At 59.6% G+C, this 16,167-nt stretch carries 15 protein-coding genes; 4 read left to right on the top strand and 11 right to left on the bottom strand.

What is annotated here, in order from left to right:
* Positions 1-54 precede the first annotated feature (54 nt).
* Both K5D32_RS17845 and K5D32_RS17840 read left to right on the top strand, forming a co-directional pair.
* Positions 55-510 (top strand): TadE/TadG family type IV pilus assembly protein, encoded by a 456-nt coding sequence (locus K5D32_RS17845; protein WP_221578730.1) that lies wholly within the window; start codon positions 55-57, stop codon positions 508-510.
* Entirely contained in the window at positions 500-3,268 is a 2,769-nt protein-coding gene (locus K5D32_RS17840; RefSeq protein WP_221601276.1) for an ATP-binding protein, read from the top strand. The genes K5D32_RS17845 and K5D32_RS17840 overlap by 11 nt, the downstream gene beginning before the upstream one ends.
* Here the strand turns inward: K5D32_RS17840 and K5D32_RS17835 are convergent.
* The 7 genes from K5D32_RS17835 to K5D32_RS17805 all read right to left on the bottom strand — a co-directional run bounded on the left by K5D32_RS17835 (position 3,265) and on the right by K5D32_RS17805 (position 10,045).
* The gene (locus K5D32_RS17835) at positions 3,265-5,310 is read right to left on the bottom strand and encodes a TadG family pilus assembly protein (RefSeq protein ID WP_221601274.1); all 2,046 of its coding nucleotides are present in this window, start codon (positions 5,308-5,310) and stop codon (positions 3,265-3,267) included. The genes K5D32_RS17840 and K5D32_RS17835 overlap by 4 nt on opposite strands.
* A 150-nt stretch (positions 5,311-5,460) precedes the next feature.
* Positions 5,461-6,024, bottom strand: a complete 564-nt coding sequence (locus tag K5D32_RS17830; protein WP_221601273.1) for a DUF4136 domain-containing protein — start codon at positions 6,022-6,024, stop codon at positions 5,461-5,463.
* An 18-nt stretch (positions 6,025-6,042) separates the two neighbouring features.
* Complete coding sequence (locus tag K5D32_RS17825; protein ID WP_221537339.1) at positions 6,043-6,669, bottom strand: DUF4136 domain-containing protein; 627 nt, start codon at positions 6,667-6,669, stop codon at positions 6,043-6,045.
* An 18-nt stretch (positions 6,670-6,687) separates the two neighbouring features.
* Positions 6,688-7,437, bottom strand: coding sequence for a methyltransferase (locus K5D32_RS17820; protein WP_221601272.1), 750 nt, complete (start codon positions 7,435-7,437; stop codon positions 6,688-6,690).
* The gene (locus tag K5D32_RS17815; RefSeq protein WP_198727691.1) at positions 7,434-7,739 is read right to left on the bottom strand and encodes a MazG-like family protein; all 306 of its coding nucleotides are present in this window, start codon (positions 7,737-7,739) and stop codon (positions 7,434-7,436) included. Before K5D32_RS17815 ends, K5D32_RS17820 begins: the two co-directional genes overlap by 4 nt.
* Before the next feature lie 70 nt (positions 7,740-7,809).
* Positions 7,810-8,661: a MaoC family dehydratase gene (locus tag K5D32_RS17810; protein WP_221537337.1), complete on the bottom strand. Its 852-nt coding sequence runs from the start codon at positions 8,659-8,661 to the stop codon at positions 7,810-7,812.
* Between the two features lie 28 nt (positions 8,662-8,689).
* A complete protein-coding gene (locus K5D32_RS17805; protein ID WP_221601271.1) occupies positions 8,690-10,045 on the bottom strand; it encodes a 3-oxoacyl-ACP reductase in 1,356 nt (451 codons plus the stop codon).
* Positions 10,046-10,165: 120 nt separating this feature from the next.
* On the opposite strand from K5D32_RS17805, the gene K5D32_RS17800 reads away from it, so the two are divergent.
* On the top strand, positions 10,166-11,443 hold the full coding sequence (locus K5D32_RS17800; protein WP_221601270.1) for an acetyl-CoA C-acetyltransferase: 1,278 nt from the start codon (positions 10,166-10,168) through the stop codon (positions 11,441-11,443).
* Between the two features lie 114 nt (positions 11,444-11,557).
* On the opposite strand, the gene estP is transcribed toward K5D32_RS17800, so the two are convergent.
* From estP to K5D32_RS17780, 4 genes are all read right to left on the bottom strand, one after another.
* On the bottom strand, positions 11,558-13,486 hold the full coding sequence (gene estP, locus K5D32_RS17795; protein ID WP_221537334.1) for an esterase EstP: 1,929 nt from the start codon (positions 13,484-13,486) through the stop codon (positions 11,558-11,560).
* Between the two features lie 200 nt (positions 13,487-13,686).
* Positions 13,687-13,929: a pyocin activator PrtN family protein gene (locus K5D32_RS17790; RefSeq protein WP_221601269.1), complete on the bottom strand. Its 243-nt coding sequence runs from the start codon at positions 13,927-13,929 to the stop codon at positions 13,687-13,689.
* Positions 13,930-14,094: 165 nt separating this feature from the next.
* Entirely contained in the window at positions 14,095-14,364 is a 270-nt protein-coding gene (locus tag K5D32_RS17785; protein WP_221578723.1) for a DUF1654 domain-containing protein, read from the bottom strand.
* Between the two features lie 155 nt (positions 14,365-14,519).
* The gene (locus tag K5D32_RS17780; protein ID WP_221537365.1) at positions 14,520-15,131 is read right to left on the bottom strand and encodes a LexA family transcriptional regulator; all 612 of its coding nucleotides are present in this window, start codon (positions 15,129-15,131) and stop codon (positions 14,520-14,522) included.
* A 158-nt stretch (positions 15,132-15,289) separates the two neighbouring features.
* Here K5D32_RS17780 and K5D32_RS17775 point away from each other — a divergent pair, with 158 nt between their 5' ends.
* The gene (locus K5D32_RS17775; RefSeq protein WP_221601268.1) at positions 15,290-15,748 is read left to right on the top strand and encodes a hypothetical protein; all 459 of its coding nucleotides are present in this window, start codon (positions 15,290-15,292) and stop codon (positions 15,746-15,748) included.
* Positions 15,749-16,167: the final 419 nt, after the last annotated feature.

Raw genomic sequence — 16,167 nt, 5'->3', positions numbered from 1 at the left:
TTCTGAAAGAACCTATGCTGTCTAAAGGTAGTAAAGGTCAGAATGGACGTCGACATGCCAACAGCCTTTCGTAAATTCTCCCGGCGAAAGCAGAAGGGCGCCGCTGCAATCGAGTTCGCGGTGGTGTTCGTTGTGTTCTTCGCTGTGTTCTATGGCGTGGTGAGCTATAGCCTGCCCTTGCTGATGGTGCAGTCTTTCAATGCTGCTGCCAGTGAAGCGGTGCGCCGCAGTGTGGCGTTGAGCCCGACCATTGCCAATTACGACACCTTGCTGGTTACTCAGGCTCGTACCGTCCTGACCAACCAACTGGCCTGGATGCCTGCCGGGCTGAACTTCACTGCCTCCGACATGACGGTGAGTTACACCGCGGGCGTCCTGACGGTGAGTATTCACTACCCCAAGAGCAAACTGACCAGAATTCTGCCGGTGTTGACCCTGCCAGGAATCGGCGAAGTACCGAACCTGCCGACCAACCTTTCTGCCCGAGCGAGTCTGCAACTTGTCCCTTGATAAAACCCGTTTGAGTCGTTGGTTGGGGCGTTCCGATGCGCCGACGGCCCCGCAACCTGTGCCAGCGACAGTCGAACCCGAACCGATTGGCGCCGACCTCTATCTGCTGCTCGATGACGAGGGGCGTGTGCAGAGCGTCAGCCAGCACCTGCTCTCGCGTCTGGGAATCTCGGCCCAGCATGTGGTGATGCAGCGCTTGATGAATCTGCTGCTGCCCAACAGCGCCCTGGTGATCGAAGGTGTGCCGTCCGAATGGGTAGGGCACATGCTGGATCTGGACTTCAAGAGTGCAGATGCCCATACCCTGCATGCCCGTGGCTGGGTTCAGGCCCATGGCAAGGGCTGGTTATTGCAGTTGCTGGACATCAGCGACCTGATGGAGGAGGCCAGCGCCGCCCGCATTCGTCAGCAATGCCTGCGCCTGGCCGGGCAGATCGCCGAAAAGATACGGGTCTGCACCCTGGAGCGACTGGCCGCGGTGGTGACCGAGCAACTGGAAGAGCTGGCCCAACTCTGGCACATCCCCTGCGTGGCTTTGGCGCTGCCGGAGATCAATGGCGTCGGCTGGCGAGTCTATGCCCAGTACCACGCCCATACCGCGCCGGAGTTGTGGCAGGTCGGTCAGCGGCTGGGAGTAGAGCTGGACAGGCTGGATGCCAACATCAGCCATCAACTGGCGTTTGGACCCGGTACGGGGTTTGCGCAACTGCAAAGCGCCTTCGGCAATGCCGACGGCTTTGTCATGCCCCACAGCCGTGATCGGGTGGCCAAGGCCTGGCTGATGTTCGGTTTCTACAATGCACAGCAGCAGGCGCCGGACCTGGGCGAGCGGGAGTGGCTGAATCTTTGCTCGGCGCTGGCCGGCCCGGTGCTGTTCCGCTTGTCGGAGCAGCATAACCGCCATCATGTCGAGCGGCTGGCTGTGCTTCAGGATTTGCTGGGCACCGGCTGGTGGGAGTTGTTGCCCGACAGCGACGAGATTCTGCTGGCTCCGCAACTGGCACGCAGCCTGCGTCTGAGCGACAGGGTCGATCGTTTGCCACGCCAGGACTGGCTGGCGATGATTCACCCGGCCGACCGTCAGGAGCTGTCCACGCGCCTTGTCCAGTTACGAGACAAAGGCATGCCGATGCTGCTGTGTGTGCGCCTGCTGCAGGCGGATCCTGCACAGGAAAATATCTGGTTCCGCATTCAGGGCCAGGCCTTGATCAGCGGTCAGGTGCAGCGGGTACTGGGTTTCATGCTCGACGTGAGCGATATCAAGAACCAGGAAACCGAAGCGGCAGCCGCCCATGCGCGACTGGGTAACCTGATTGCCAGTTCGCCAGCGGTGATCTACGTCCAGCGCTATGATCAGGGCAACCTGGAGCCGAGTTTCTTCAGCGACAGCCTCACGCCTTTGCTGGGCTGGACGCTGGCCGATTGCGTGGACGGACAACTGGCCGGGTATATCCATCACGACGATCAGGACATCTGGTTCGATCGCAACCGGCAGTTGCTGCGCGAAGGTTTTGTCAGCCGTCGTTACCGGCTGCGGGACAAGAAGGGCGATTATCACTGGCTGCTGGATGAGGCGCGTCTGCTGCGCGATGACCTCGGAATACCGGTGGAAGCCGTCGGCCTGTGGCTGGACGTGACCGACGCCACCCTGGCGGCCGAACAGGTTCGCAAGAGCGAAGAGCGCTACCGGATTCTGGTGGAAGACTCGCCCGCGATGATCTGCCGTTACACACCGGATCTGGTGCTCAGTTTCGGCAACCGTCCGCTGGCCAATTACATGGAATGCACGCCGGAGCAACTGACAGGCATCAATCTGGGCGACTGGCTTTCAGACGAGCAGCGCGAGGCGTTCAAGAAGCGTATTGGCCTGCTGACGCCTGAAGCACCCATGAGCACCGAGGAAATCTGCATCGCGTTGCCCGGCCGTGAATATGCCTGGTGGGTGTGGGCCGACCGGGGTGTGTTCGACGAGGACGGCAAGCTGATCGAGATTCAGGCGGTCGGGCGCGATAACACCGATGTGCGCCGCTCGCGGATGCAACTGAATCAGAGCGCGAAAATGGCGACACTGGGCGAGATGGCGACCGGTCTGGCCCACGAGATCAACCAGCCGCTCAATGTCATGCGCATGGCGGTGGTCAACGTGCTCAAGCGTCTGGGCAAAGGCGATGTCGATGTCGACTACCTCACCGAAAAACTCAATCGCATCGACACCCAGGTGCAGCGTGCGGCCCGTGTCGTGGACCATATGCGGGTATTCGGCCGTCGCTCGGAGATCGAGGAGCAGCTATTCAACCCGATCCAGGCCGTGGAAGGCACCATCTCCATGCTTGCCGAAGGCATGAAAGGCAAGGGCGTGCAGATCCGCATCGGAGAAATGTGCGCCACCGTTCAGGTGCGAGGGCATGTGGACCAACTGGAACAAGTGCTGATCAACCTGATGGTCAACGCCCGGGACGCCTTGCTCTCGCGTCGGGAAAAGGACCGCGACTTCGAGCCCTGGATCGGTCTTGGCGTGGAAGAAGACGAAAACATCATTCGCCTCTCGGTTCAGGACAACGGCGGTGGTATCGATCCACGTTTGCTGGAGCGTATTTTCGAGCCGTTCTTCACCACCAAGCCTGTGGGCGTCGGCACCGGTCTGGGGTTATCCGTCAGCTACGGCATTGTCGATCAGATGGGTGGGCAACTGAGTGTCAGCAATGTCGATGAGGGCGCAAGGTTCCAGATCGAGTTGCCGATTTTCAAACACACCTAAATGACCAGCGTGGCCTGACCGAAGTTACAACTGAGGTTACCGCCCACCTCGGCTGGTGACAGGGTCAGGCCCAGTGCGTCAATCAGCGGGTCTACCACCGATGTCAGCAATGGTCTGAGGGTGCTGGCGACAATTCCATCCAGGCTGGTGGTGATTGCTCCCAGCAGGGATGCAGCACCGGTGATCACGTTGCCCAGACCATTGGGGCTGGTGGTCGATGGTCTGTAGACACTGACTTTTGCGCTGGCGATAACGCCGTCGAGCAAGGTGCTGGGCAGAACAGCGGCTGCCGGGTCTGTAGGGAAGTGTGGCGCGTTACTGACCTCCGGGAGATTGGGTGAGCTGAAGGAGCTGTTGGTGGAGGACGAGCTTCCTCCCAGCGAGGACTGATTGACCGGATCAAAACTGATTCCCACGCCTCCACCGCCAAAGGGAACCCGTGTGGTGCAACTACCCAGCAAGCCCAGGATTTTCTGGCAGGTCTGGGTACCGATATCGATTACCGGTATGGGAAGTGCGGTAATGGCGGAAGGGTCGGTGCTTGCCGGAAAGGCGCTTGCGGTGTCGATCAGGCCTATTTTGGTGCTGATCAGTGCCGTATCGGTGTGAATGTTCAGGGTCTTGTTGGTGTTGCTTGTGCAGGTGTAACCGGTGACGTAAGTGTCAGCGCTTGCCAGTGAAATGCTCAGGTCGATTCTGGGGCCGGCGTTTGAGGATGAGCTCGAAGTCAGCAGCTTGATGTCCGAGACCATGCAACTGGTCAGGCCGAGGGCACAGGTGGTTGAGCCCAGTACCCCGGCGAGGTTCAGGCTCAGGGCGCTGTTGAGTACCGGCGTGAGGCTGCTGACCAGAGACGTTGCGGTATTGACCAGTGGGGTAATTGCCCCGAGCACCGGCAAGTTGATCGAAACCAGCGCACGCATCTGCGCGGTACGCACATAGAGCCTGTTGGCACCGGTCTTGGGGTTGAGCGGGTCGATCTTGCTGGGGTCGCCCACCGCAGACAGTTGCGGTGGCTCGATGACCTGAACCTTGGTGGTGACTTGCGCCAGCCCGGCCAGGTTGATCTGTGCGGCAGACGAAATACCGTTCTTGTCATTGGCCAGTTGCGCGAGGCCTTGCACCAGGTCGAGCAGGCGCAGGTTGGTATTGAGCGCCGCGATATCCGAACTGCCTTGTACCGACAGCAGATCCCCCAGCAACACAGTGGTTGCGCCAGCCGCGACCTTCAAGGCTCTCAGCCCGGCGATGGTGGCGGTGGCGCTCAAGGTTCCGGCAGGGTCCAGCACATTGATCGCGGTCTGGATCAACTGGCTGACCGCGACATTCGTGTTCAGCACGTCGGTGTAGCCTATGGCATTGATGTTCAGGTCGGTCTTGAGCCGGTTCAGGTAACTGAGCACGCTCAGGTCGGTGCCCGCGATTCCTTGCCAGTTGGCAACACTGAGGTTCAGAGTGCCGCCCAGCAGGCTGCCGATAACCGGGTTGAGAAGCGCAGCTTTGGTGCTGTCGATGGTCATCGCGGCGCTGCGGATGGTCAATGCTGCCAGTGGCGGTGTACCTGCCGCGACCGCTATGGCACTGAGCTGAATGTTCGGCGGAGTCGGTGTCTTGTCGAAAATCGCAGCAATGCCCGCAGCGATGCTTCTGGGGACGGCATGAGTGGCGACGACCCTGATGGCCTCGGATTTGGTGGCGTCGGCGGTAAAGGTGCGTTTGCTGTCGAGATCCAGCGCCAGGGTGCCGCAGTTGATTGTCAGCGTGCGGTTGCCGTTGCCAGCCACGAAACTGTTTCGGGTCGCGCTCTGGTTGGCGAATGTGGAGGCACTGCTTCCCGGGCTGCAGGTGCCTTTACGGCCTGCCGCTTCCAGTGCGGCCATGTCCGCTACACGTTGCAGCGAGCGCTTTTCCAGATACAGCCTGCCGCTGTCGATGACCAGCAACGTGCACAGCAGGGCGAAAGCCAGAGTCAACCCAGCGAGCAAGCTGATGGCGCCACGTTGCCGTGCCGGTAACCCGGCATAACGATTCAGGGGAGACATCAGCACTCCTTCGGCCACGCCGTCGCTTACTCGCCTGTGTGCAAAGGAGTGTAGACAAGGCCTTGTGAGGTTGCCGCATGCTTCTCTGGGTCTGTGGGAGTAATGCCGTCAAGGCACATGTGTGCAGCAGGATTCATCCGCGAAAACGGCTCAGCGAGGCGGATACTGCTCCAGGATTCTGGCCACGGTATTGCGCACGGCAGTGTCCCTGGCCGCCGGGTTTGCTGCGTTGTCGCTCAGGATGCGTTCGGTGCTGCCGCGCCAGACCAGTTTGCCGTCCTTACCGTCGAACAGGTCGATCTGCAAGGTCGTGACCTTGTAATCCACGCTGCGGGTTTCAGTCGGGAACGAACCGCCCCAATAGCCATAGCTGCCCCAGGGACCCCAACCGGCATTGTTGTTGGTGCTGACCAGTTGCTGGCGGTTTTCGACGATCAGCCAGGCCTGCACATGCAGATCGGCCTGGGCTCCATTGGGTGCCAGGCGCAGGCCGCGCTGGTCCAGTTGATCGCCAATCGACTGGCGAATGCGCTGTTCGGTCAGGTCGCTCTTGATACGCGGATCTTCGGGCTGATACTGGACGCCGGGCTCTTTCCAGCTCCAGCTGCGATAGCCAGCGAAATCCCGCTGGGCATCGAAGTCACGGTTGATCTGACTGGTCTGGCAGGCGCTGAGCAACAAGGCCAGTGACAGCAAGGCTAGGCGGCGAAACATGGCAGTTCTCCGAAAAGGTTACGACGGGGGATACGCCGTCAAGGCTTGTTGCACCGCCTGACGCAAGGCTTTGCTGCGCGACGCTTCATCGTTACCGCTGCCGGTGTCTGCGCTGGCGCTCCATACCGGCTGGCCGGTGCGGGCATCGAGCATGTTGATCTGCACCACCATCACTTTTACCTGATAGGTGCGCACCACCGGGACGCTGGCGTAACCGCCATAGCCATTACGATAACCGTTGTAGCGGCCATAACCCACACCGCCGCCATAGTATGGGTCGGAATAATCTTCACGCACCTGCCGCAACCGGGTTTCCTGGCGAATCGAGGCGCTGACGTAGACGTCTGCCGGCTGGCCATTGCGGTTGGGGCGCAGCCCGCGCTGATCCAGGCCATTGCTGACCGCATCCGCGATCTGCGCCGAATCCATCCACGCCGTTCCCGCTGGCAGATGACCGTCCAGCCAGGCCCAGTTTCGATAGCGGGCGTAATCTCGCGGCGCTGCCGGGTAGGCGCTCATGTCCACAGTGTTTGCCGCTTGCGGCGGGGCAGGCGGCAGAGGCGTGGAGCTGGCGACATAGGGGTTGTCGCTTTGGCAGGCACTCACGCTCAGGCAGATGGCGATCAGGGCGAGGCGGCGTTTCATGATGATCTCCGCGTGGTTTCAGACCGGACGGCATATCCAGTGCAGGTAACGACCCAGACCTGCAAAGCCCGGATGGCGTCGATGGGCCAGCTCCATCTCCAGCAGGTCCTGCAGTTCGGCCCGTGCCTGGAACTCGACCGGCATGTAATCGTGGAACACTCGCACGCCACTGCGGGTTTCGACCTGCCACAGGCCTTCAAGTTGCGTTGCCAGTTCCCGAGGGTCGAGAGGCTGTTGTGGCGTCAGGCTCTGTTTTTCGCCTGCCATGTCATTTTTGCGCATCTTGCGGAAGTGGCCCTTGAGCAAGTTGCGATAAATCAGCGCGTCACGGTTATAGAACGCCAGCGACAACCAGCCATCGGCCTTGGTCAAGCGATGCAGCACCGGCAGGATGGCATGGGGTTCGGCCAGCCACTCCAGCACGGCATGGCACAACACCAGATCATAAGGCTCGCTCAGTTGCCCGGTAAGATCCTGCCAGGGTGCCTGAATGAATGTGGCATTCTGGCCTGCCTCGGCAAAGCGCTGGCGCGCGCCTTCGAGCATCGGTTCGGCAGGTTCGGCCAGGGTGACTTCATGGCCACGTTCTGCCAGCCACAACGACATATGTCCAAGCCCCGCGCCGATATCCAGCACGCGCAGCGGGCGCTCGGGCAGCGTCTCGGCAAGGTCGGCTTGCAGCACGGCAAGACGGATGGCGCCTTTGGCACCGCCGTAGATCTTTTCCGCGAAACGGGTGGCCAACTGGTCGAAATGACGGTCGCTCACTTGGCGAATCTCCGCTCGCTGTCGGCCAGCTTGCTGCGCACGACCTCTTCCATGTCCAGCCCGAGTTCGCTGCACAGAAGCAGCAGATACAGCACGATATCGCCGACTTCCTGGCCTGCATGGGCCAGTTGCTCCGGTGGCAGTTCGCGAGACTGGTCTTCGCGCAGCCACTGGAATATTTCCACCAGTTCGGCCATCTCCACGCTGGCGGCCATGGCCAGGTTCTTGGGGCTGTGAAACTGTTTCCAGTCGTTCTGATCGCGAATGCTGTGCAGACGCCGGGTCAACTCGTCGATGTTCATGATGCTCTCCTGAAGGCGCATAGCTTCAGGGGGAACCGGGCTTCAGGCAAGTCATTCACGGATGAAATCGTTACAGCGGCTGCCAGCTACCGGTCATGTGTACGATGCCTTGTTCACCTTCTACTTGCAGTTGACCGTGGGAACCGGCTTCGCTGGCCGACAGCACGACTTCGGCAGGCAGGCGGACCGGCTTGTGGAACTGCACGCTGATTTCAACGTTGGAGGCCGGCAAGTGATCGTCCAGGGTCGCCAGTGTCTGGGCCTTGAGCCACATGCCATGGGCGATGGCCCTTGGGAAGCCGAACAGCTTGGCACTGGGCGCACTCAGGTGAATCGGGTTGTAGTCGCCCGAAACCCTGGCGTACTGCCTGCCGATATGCGATGGCGCCTGCCAGCGGGCCAGTTCGTTCATCGCCAGTGGAGCGGGCTCGAAATCGTCGCTGATCTCGCCTTCCAGTTTCACGCCCTTGCAGAGCATGGTGCTTTCTTCTTCCCAGAGCAGTCCCAGACCGTCTTCGACCTGAGTGAGCAGGCTGAATGTCGCGCCTTTGGCGTGAGGTTGCAGGTTGTTGGCCTGGACACTGATATACAGCTGGCTGATGCCGCCCAGAGGGCGATGAATCCGGATGCGGTTGGCAATGTGGATCAGGCCCAGTAACGGGAACGGGAACTCCCGGGAGGTCATCAACTGCATCTGCAGCGGGAAGGCGAGTATGTGCGGGTAAGTCGGCGGCAGGAGGCTCCCATCCTTGAAGCCACAGACACTGCGGTAGGCCGCCAGCTTGTCGGCGTCTACCGACATCCAGCTGCGCAGGCCAAGATCAGGCAGTTGGGTCCCGGTCACCTTGCGTTTCAGTGCCGCCTGGATGAACAGGTTGGACAAGGGTTGAAGGGAATCCAGGTAGCGCCAGTGAGCAGTCATTATCCATCTCCTTTTAACGAATGCGGGCTCAGGCCCCGATCACACTTTGGCCGCAGACACGCAAGACCTGGCCGGTCACAGCGCCGCTTCCGGGCTGGCTCAACCAGGCAACGGCTTCAGCGACATCCTGAGGCAGGCCGCCCTGGCCAAGGGAATTCATGCGTCGACCCGCTTCACGCAAGGTGAAAGGCATTTCGGCCGTCATGCGGGTTTCGATAAAACCGGGGGCCACGGCGTTGATGCTGATACCGCGCGGGCCCAGCGACGGAGCCATTGCCCGGGCAAACCCGACCAGGCCAGCTTTGCTGGCGCTGTAGTTGGTTTGTCCGCGATTGCCTGCCAGCCCGCTGGTGGAGGACATCAATACCACTCGGGCGTTGTCGTTCAGGGCACCGTTATCCAGCAACGCCTGGGTCAGTGTCTGCGGCGCTTCGAGGTTGACGGCCAGTACCGAATCCCAGAAGTCGTCGGGCATGTTGGCCAGAGTCTTGTCTCGGGTGATACCGGCGTTGTGTACCAGGATGTCGATACTGCCCTGCAGGTGTTCCAATAGCTGGGCGGCGGCATCCGGGCTGCAGATATCCAGAGCCAGTGCCTGGCCACCCAGCCGCGCCGCCAGTGCTTCCAGGTCTGAACGTGCCTGTGGCACATCCAGCAGCACCACGTCGGCACCATCGCGGGTGAGGGTTTCTGCAATCGCGGCACCGATACCTCGCGCTGCGCCCGTGACCACCGCCTTGCGCCCGGCCAGCGGGCGGCTCCAGTCCTGAACCTGCGCCGTAGACGGGCTCAGGCGGATGACCTGACCGGAAACGAATGCGCTCTTGGGCGACAGGAAAAAGCGCAGCGCGCCTTCCAGTTGGTCTTCGGCACCTTCGTCTACCTGCAAGAGTTGAAGGGTGCCGCCGTTGCGCATTTCCTTGGCCAGTGAGCGACTGAACCCTTCGACGGCCTGTTGCGTGCTGGCTGCCAGAGGATCATCGAGTGTCCCGGGCGCACGGCCGAGGATGACCACATGGGCACATCGATCCAGACTGCGCAGCAATGGCTTGAAGAAGTCGCGCAACTGAGTGAGCTGTTCGGCACGCACCAGGGAGCTGGCGTCATACACCACGGCCTTGAGTTTCGGGCCCTGTTCGGCGACCCAGGTGGATGCGCCGGGGATGTCACTGCCAAAGCTGTAGAGTGAATCGGTCAGGCGCTGGGCGAACAGCCTGATGTGATCGGCCAGCGGTCCTGCGCTGATCAGCAAGGTTCCGTCTACAGGCCGCAAGCGCCCGGCTTGCCAGCGCTCCAGGTGCGTCGGGTTCGGAAGGCCTACGGCTTTCACCAAGCGCCGACCCACGTCGGAATTGGCGAAATTGATGTAGCGATCTGACGACATGGAACACTCTCCTTGAATCGGGGTTCAAAGACATGGACCACACTGAAGCGAGATTTGTTCTTGTTTCAGCACGCTGTTCATCACCTGCCCAGACAACGCTTGAAGAAAAGGGAGTTTTTCATGACGCAGCTACGTCGTGTCGCCATCATCGGTGGCAACCGGATTCCATTTGCCCGTTCCAGCGGCGCTTATGCCACTGCGAGTAACCAGGACATGCTGACGGCCGCGCTGGAGGGCTTGATCGAGCGCTTCAACCTGCATGGCCTGCGTCTGGGCGAAGTGGTTGCCGGTGCAGTGCTCAAGCACTCCCGGGACTTCAACCTGACCCGTGAATGCGTGCTGGGCTCGCGCCTGTCGGCGCAAACACCTGCTTACGATTTGCAGCAGGCCTGCGGCACCGGCCTTGAATCTGCCTTGCTGGTGGCTAACAAGATTGCGTTGGGGCAGATCGAATGCGGGATTGCCGGAGGCGTTGATACGACGTCCGATGCGCCCATAGGCGTCAATGAAGAGCTGCGTAATATTCTGTTGCAGATCAATCGCAGCAAGACAGGAGCCGACAAGCTCAAGGCTCTCCTGCAATTGCGTCCTCAGCACCTGAAACCGGAACTGCCCCGCAATGGTGAGCCACGCACAGGCTTGTCCATGGGCCAGCATTGCGAACTGATGGCGCAGCACTGGGGGATCGAGCGCGAGGCTCAGGATCAACTGGCACTGGAGAGTCATCTGAAAATGGCAGCCGCCTATGCCGAGGGCTGGCAGAACGATCTGATGACGCCTTATCTCGGCCTGACCCGCGATAACAACCTTCGTCCTGATCTGACCCTGGAGAAACTGGCGAGTCTCAAGTCTGCATTCGAACGCAGTGCCAAAGGCACTTTGACGGCCGGTAACTCTACGCCGCTGACCGATGGCGCGTCGCTGGTGCTGCTGTCCAGTGAGGAATGGGCCAGGGAGCGGGGCTTGCCCGTGCTGGCGTACTTGCGTGACGGTGAGACGGCAGCCGTGAATTTCGTCAATGGCGAAGAAGGGCTGCTGATGGCGCCGGCCTATGCGGTGCCGCGTCTGCTGGCACGCAATGGTTTGACCCTTCAGGATTTCGATTACTACGAGATTCACGAGGCCTTCGCGGCTCAGGTGCTGTGTACGCTCAAGGCCTGGGAAGACCCCGAATACTGCAAGACTCGTCTGGGTCTTGATGCGCCGCTGGGCTCTATCGACCGCAGCAAAATCAACATCAAGGGCAGCTCACTGGCGGCCGGTCACCCCTTTGCGGCAACCGGTGGCCGGATCGTTGCCAACCTGGCCAAATTGCTGGCGGTTGCAGGACAAGGGCGTGGTCTGATCTCGATCTGTGCGGCGGGCGGGCAGGGCGTTACCGCTATTCTGGAGCGCTGAAACAGGCCCGGCGTACCTCTCATCAAGTGGGAGGGGCCTTGGCCGCGACGACACACTGACAGGCAACACATTTTCAGCGCCTTCAACATGCTGTCGCGGCCCGGATTCAAGGCCTCAGAAGTCCAGGCTCAATGCCACGCTGACACCCTGTTGAGTGGCGTCATCGTTCTTGCGCCAGTTGTAACCCGCACGCAGGGTCAGGTCGCGACTCAGTTGCTGGCTCACGCCAAGGGTGGCGCGGTTCAGGTTTCGTTGTGGCGTGTAGCCTTCAAGGGTGAAATCAAGACCGGGCACGCTGTTGAGAGCCATGGTCACGTTCTGCCGGTCCGTTTCAAATTCCCGTTCATGAGCGAACTCGCCCCATATCCGTGTCGAGGAAGTCAACTCGAATGCGGTCTGCAAGCCTACGCCTGCGCGCCGGGATTTGCGGGTCTGGTCGCTGAAAGTCAGGGCTGTCGAACGGTTGCTCTGTTCCGAGTAGCCGTCTACATCGATATGGGCGTAATCGGCGCTGACAAAAGGTGACAGGTGCCAGCGGCTCGCCGACCCCGCAATATCAAAACCCAGACGTGCGCTTGCGGCCCAGAGCTTGCCTTCGGTATCGCCTTTTTCCTGTCCTTCGCCTGCGCCCAGTGCGAACTTGCGTTCGGCCTTGTCGTAATCCAGATGCCCGCCGGATGCTGACAGGTCGCCCCACCAGTGATTTGCCTGATACTGCACAAAGGCTGTGGCAATGTAGCTGTTGAGCCGGTATTGCGAGTCTTGCGCGCCAGCCTCCAGACTTTGCCGATACGCCCCGCCAACCACCCCTGCCCGCCAGTTTTCAGCAAACCGGTAGCTGCCGCCGACCGTCAGGTTATAGCCACGGCCATCCGCCTGGGCTGATGTGTCCTGAGCATCGAAGTCGATCTTCTGCCCGCCTGCAGCAAGGATGCTGCGCCACTGGCCAACGCCCTGCCAATTACCCAGGTCACCGAGCCACTGGGAACGAAGTTCATCCTGTTGGGTACGCAAGGTGCCGAGGGCCACTTCCGGCAGCAGCGTGATTTCCCAGGGCGCGGCCAATAATGAGTAGGCGTAGTCAGCCAGAAGGCGCTGGGCTGCGGTGGTGGGATGCACGCGATCGTTGAAGAACAGTCGGTCCGGGTCAGGCGTGGCGCTGTCCAGGCCGTAAGTGCTGTTTTCATCGCAGCCTGCGCCGTTGAAGCAGGTGCCCACCAGATCCTGATCGGCAGCAAAACCGAAGCGGGCAGGGTTGGCCAGGGTTTCACTGATGAAAAGCGGCACGTTGAGCGGGATGATCTGGGCATTGATCTGCTGCAGGCGACTGATCAGTTGCTCGTTGAAGTCGGCGCTGAGTGCAGACGTCAGCGGTTGCAGGATGGTGCCGCTCAGAGCGGGTGTCTGGCCAATGTCCGGCAGCAGCCAGACCATGATGTAGCGCGCCCCGGCCTGTTGCAGGGCCTGGACGCTGTCAGCCAGATTGTCGGCGGCATCCGCGGCGTCACTGCGGCTCAGCACCCGGCCTTGCAGGAAGTCATTGCCGCCTCCCGTCAGGTAATACAGCGCGTTTGGGTCCGCCTGAAAATTGATGCCAGGCAGATAGCCGGTCCGGGTTCGCAACACGGTGCCGCTATCGGGATCCACCACACTGGATTCGGAGGTGATGGCATCGAAGATCTGATCCGTTCGGTCACCGCCCACTGCCCAGTTATTACCGTCCGGTATCCCCAGCGCCGCATTTACTGCAGAAGTGGAAGCATTAAGGTCACGGCCTGGAATATTGAGCAGTGTGCCCAGCACAGTCGAGGAGTTGAGCCCGATGATCTCACCGCTGCCATCCTGATAGGTCGGCCCGACCCGGTTGGTGAAGCGCAACGTTGCGCCGGGTGGCCCATCCACATCGGGAAATTGTCCGGCATCGGCCAGGCTGTCGCCAAACACGACCATCGTGGAGTAAGGCGTGGGGGCTGCGAATGTCGAAGTGCAGGCCAGGGTGAACAAACATGCCGCCAAAGGCATGCGCAGTGATATTCCGGTCATGGAAAAGCCCTTTTTATTGTTTTGTCACTGTAGGGACCCTAGCAAGCATCCTAGGCACTGCCAGAACTGAAATGAATTACCGCCCAGTGGTGGTAGAACTGATCCGAAAGCTCGATAGGTGTGTATGAGGATTATTACAGTACAACCGGCTCTGTCGTAGCGCTCAGCGGGATTGCTCCCGCTGGCTCTCTTGCTTCACATCATGCCGCCTGGTTGTGTGCGATTGCATCCAGGTAGGAAGCCAGTTCGTGCAGGTACACGAAGGGGTGGCCCTGGCGCGTGCCGCCAGTGCGGTTGACTTTCAAGGCGATGCGGCCTGCGTTGATCTTGCGCAGCAGATTGCGATCGTTCGAGATGTGCGAGAAATACCGCTCCCTGACCGCGCTCAAGGTCGGGCATGGGGTGGCGAATTCCTTGCGAAGCAGATCCAGTGTGTTGGTCATTGTCGATTACTCCCTGTGGGTAAAAGTATGAGTCATGTTTCGTCTCTTTCCCACGGGCCATCGGGTCTTCAAGTGTTGCCTAGATGGCTCGGTCATCTGCGATGAGAGACGTGAGGCAACAATACGATATGTATGGGAGGCGCGCAATACGTTTTGTATTTTAATCTACGATTTGTATTTTTCATCATCTTCATATTCCACGTACCAGGAGAGGTGAATGGTGTCGTTTGTGCTGTCGCGGGTGACGGTGACACCCTCGGCTTCCATGAGCTGTTCGGCTATCTGTTCCCAATGCAAAAGCGATTCGCCGGGCTCCCGGTGCAGGCGGATCTGGTGCTCGATCTGAGCCTGGGGGCTGGTTATGAGTGCTTGAATACGTTGCACCAACGCCAGGTAAGCATCGTGCTGCGGGATATCAGGTGTCCGGACAGGCATGTTTCAATTCCTTTTTACTGTATGTGCATACAGTAATTCAGGTCTTTTTCCTACGCAACAGTGAAATGGGTCCTGCCTGCCTGATATGGGAATGATACGGACAGCGAAAACAAAAAAGCCCCGAACATTCGGGGCCTTGGGCTGGAAAGCCTGAGCTAGAGTCGCATCGTCATCTGTCTGATGACGCCGATCAGCTTGCAGTCTTCCGTGATGGGGATTGTCGGATAGGCCGGGTTAAGGGGCTTGAGGAAATAGCGACCAGCATCCTCGACCAGCTTCTTGAATGTGGCTTCGTTACTTTCGGGCAGTTTGGCAATCACCAGCTTGCCGGGGGTTGGCTCAAGTCCGGTGTCGACCAGAATCAACATGCCTTCCGGAATGCTCTGGCCTGCGGGCGCGGTCATCGAGTCACCGCGCACCATCAGCCAGAAGGCACGGCCCTTGGCCTTGTAGTCGGTGAGTTCAAAGGTGTCGGAGTAGCCCGCCGGGTAAGGCTCTACGGCTTCATTCCAGCCGCCTGCCTCTACCCAACTGATCACGGGATACCGATAAAAACGCGAGGGTTGAGCGGTAGGCTCAACGTTCTGTTGTCCTTGCTCATGGGCAGGGAGCGATGTTTCAAGAATGGGTAACCCCAGCTCGCGCAAAAACCGGTTGATCACATCGATCTTCGGTTCACGCTTTCCGTTCAGCCAATGCCCTACGGCACCTGGAGTCACACCCATTCGTTCAGCCATCTCTTCCTGGCTTATTGACTGGTTGTCCATGGCTTGCCTGGCGATTTCATACCATTTTTTCATGCGCGAAATACTACAGCCTGTATGGGGTTGGACAATCGACACAGTGTAGTGGTTTTTCTGGATTTAAAATACAAAATGTATTTTACTCGCCAAATAAACAGTTTGTTTAATGGCGGGCAGAGAAGATGATTGATGAAGTTGAAGCAGTAATGGTGAATTGGGGCGAGCAGCGCATGCGGGTTGGCCTGGGCGGCGGATTGAGCAGCCCTATGGCAGGCATTATGGAGTGGGGCGCCTATATTCCTCGCCGTACGCCTGGCTCTCGAGCCTTGATCGGTAATGGCAGTGGCATGGATTACATCGGCAGTGAAGTCGAGGCCGCCGTGGCGGAACTGGCCCGTGGCCCGGCCAAGGGCCGGGGACCCGAACTGGCGAAGTTGGCGCAATACCGTTACGTCGACCTGTTGCCTGCCCGTGAACAGATGCGCCTGCTCGGTATCAATGAAGGTGCCGACAGGACTTACCGCAACTGGGTGGAGAAACTGCATCAGCAGGTTTTGTCGATCCTGGCGAACCGCAGCGCGAATCGCGGCGCAAAAGATAAAGCTCAGGCATCCGAGGTGGCTGGCCGCAAGGCAGGTTAAGTGCTGCTTTGAACCTGTTTGCCAGAACCGTCCTGCGTACTGGCGAATGCAGATGTACTTCACGGCTATTTCTGGGCCGTGTTCTATAGAGGGACGCTGCTCCCTCCCTTTTTTTCCTCTATCAAAACCCCGTTCCGCCTTCGCGCAGCAGGCAGGAGCATATGTTTGTGGGAGCGGATTTATCCGCGAGACGCCATTTGAAGGCGATACATTTTCTTTGGATCTAAAGGCCCCTCGCGAATGAATTCGCTCTCATCAAACAAGACGCAAGACCACGAATTAGAACGTATTTTATGTAGGATAAAAACGTTATCCGGCGTACATATCCATTATCGGCATGTGCTGGTCCTACTGGTTCCGCCTTTACGGCGGCCCCCTTTTGTTTCGGCAAAAGGGGGGAAAACCATCCGCTCCGGTTC

The organism is Pseudomonas cichorii (assembly GCF_019719005.1).
GTDB lineage: Bacteria > Pseudomonadota > Gammaproteobacteria > Pseudomonadales > Pseudomonadaceae > Aquipseudomonas > Aquipseudomonas cichorii_E.
Note: the sequence above shows the minus strand (reverse complement) of the source record. Positions and strands in the feature narration are given on the sequence as shown.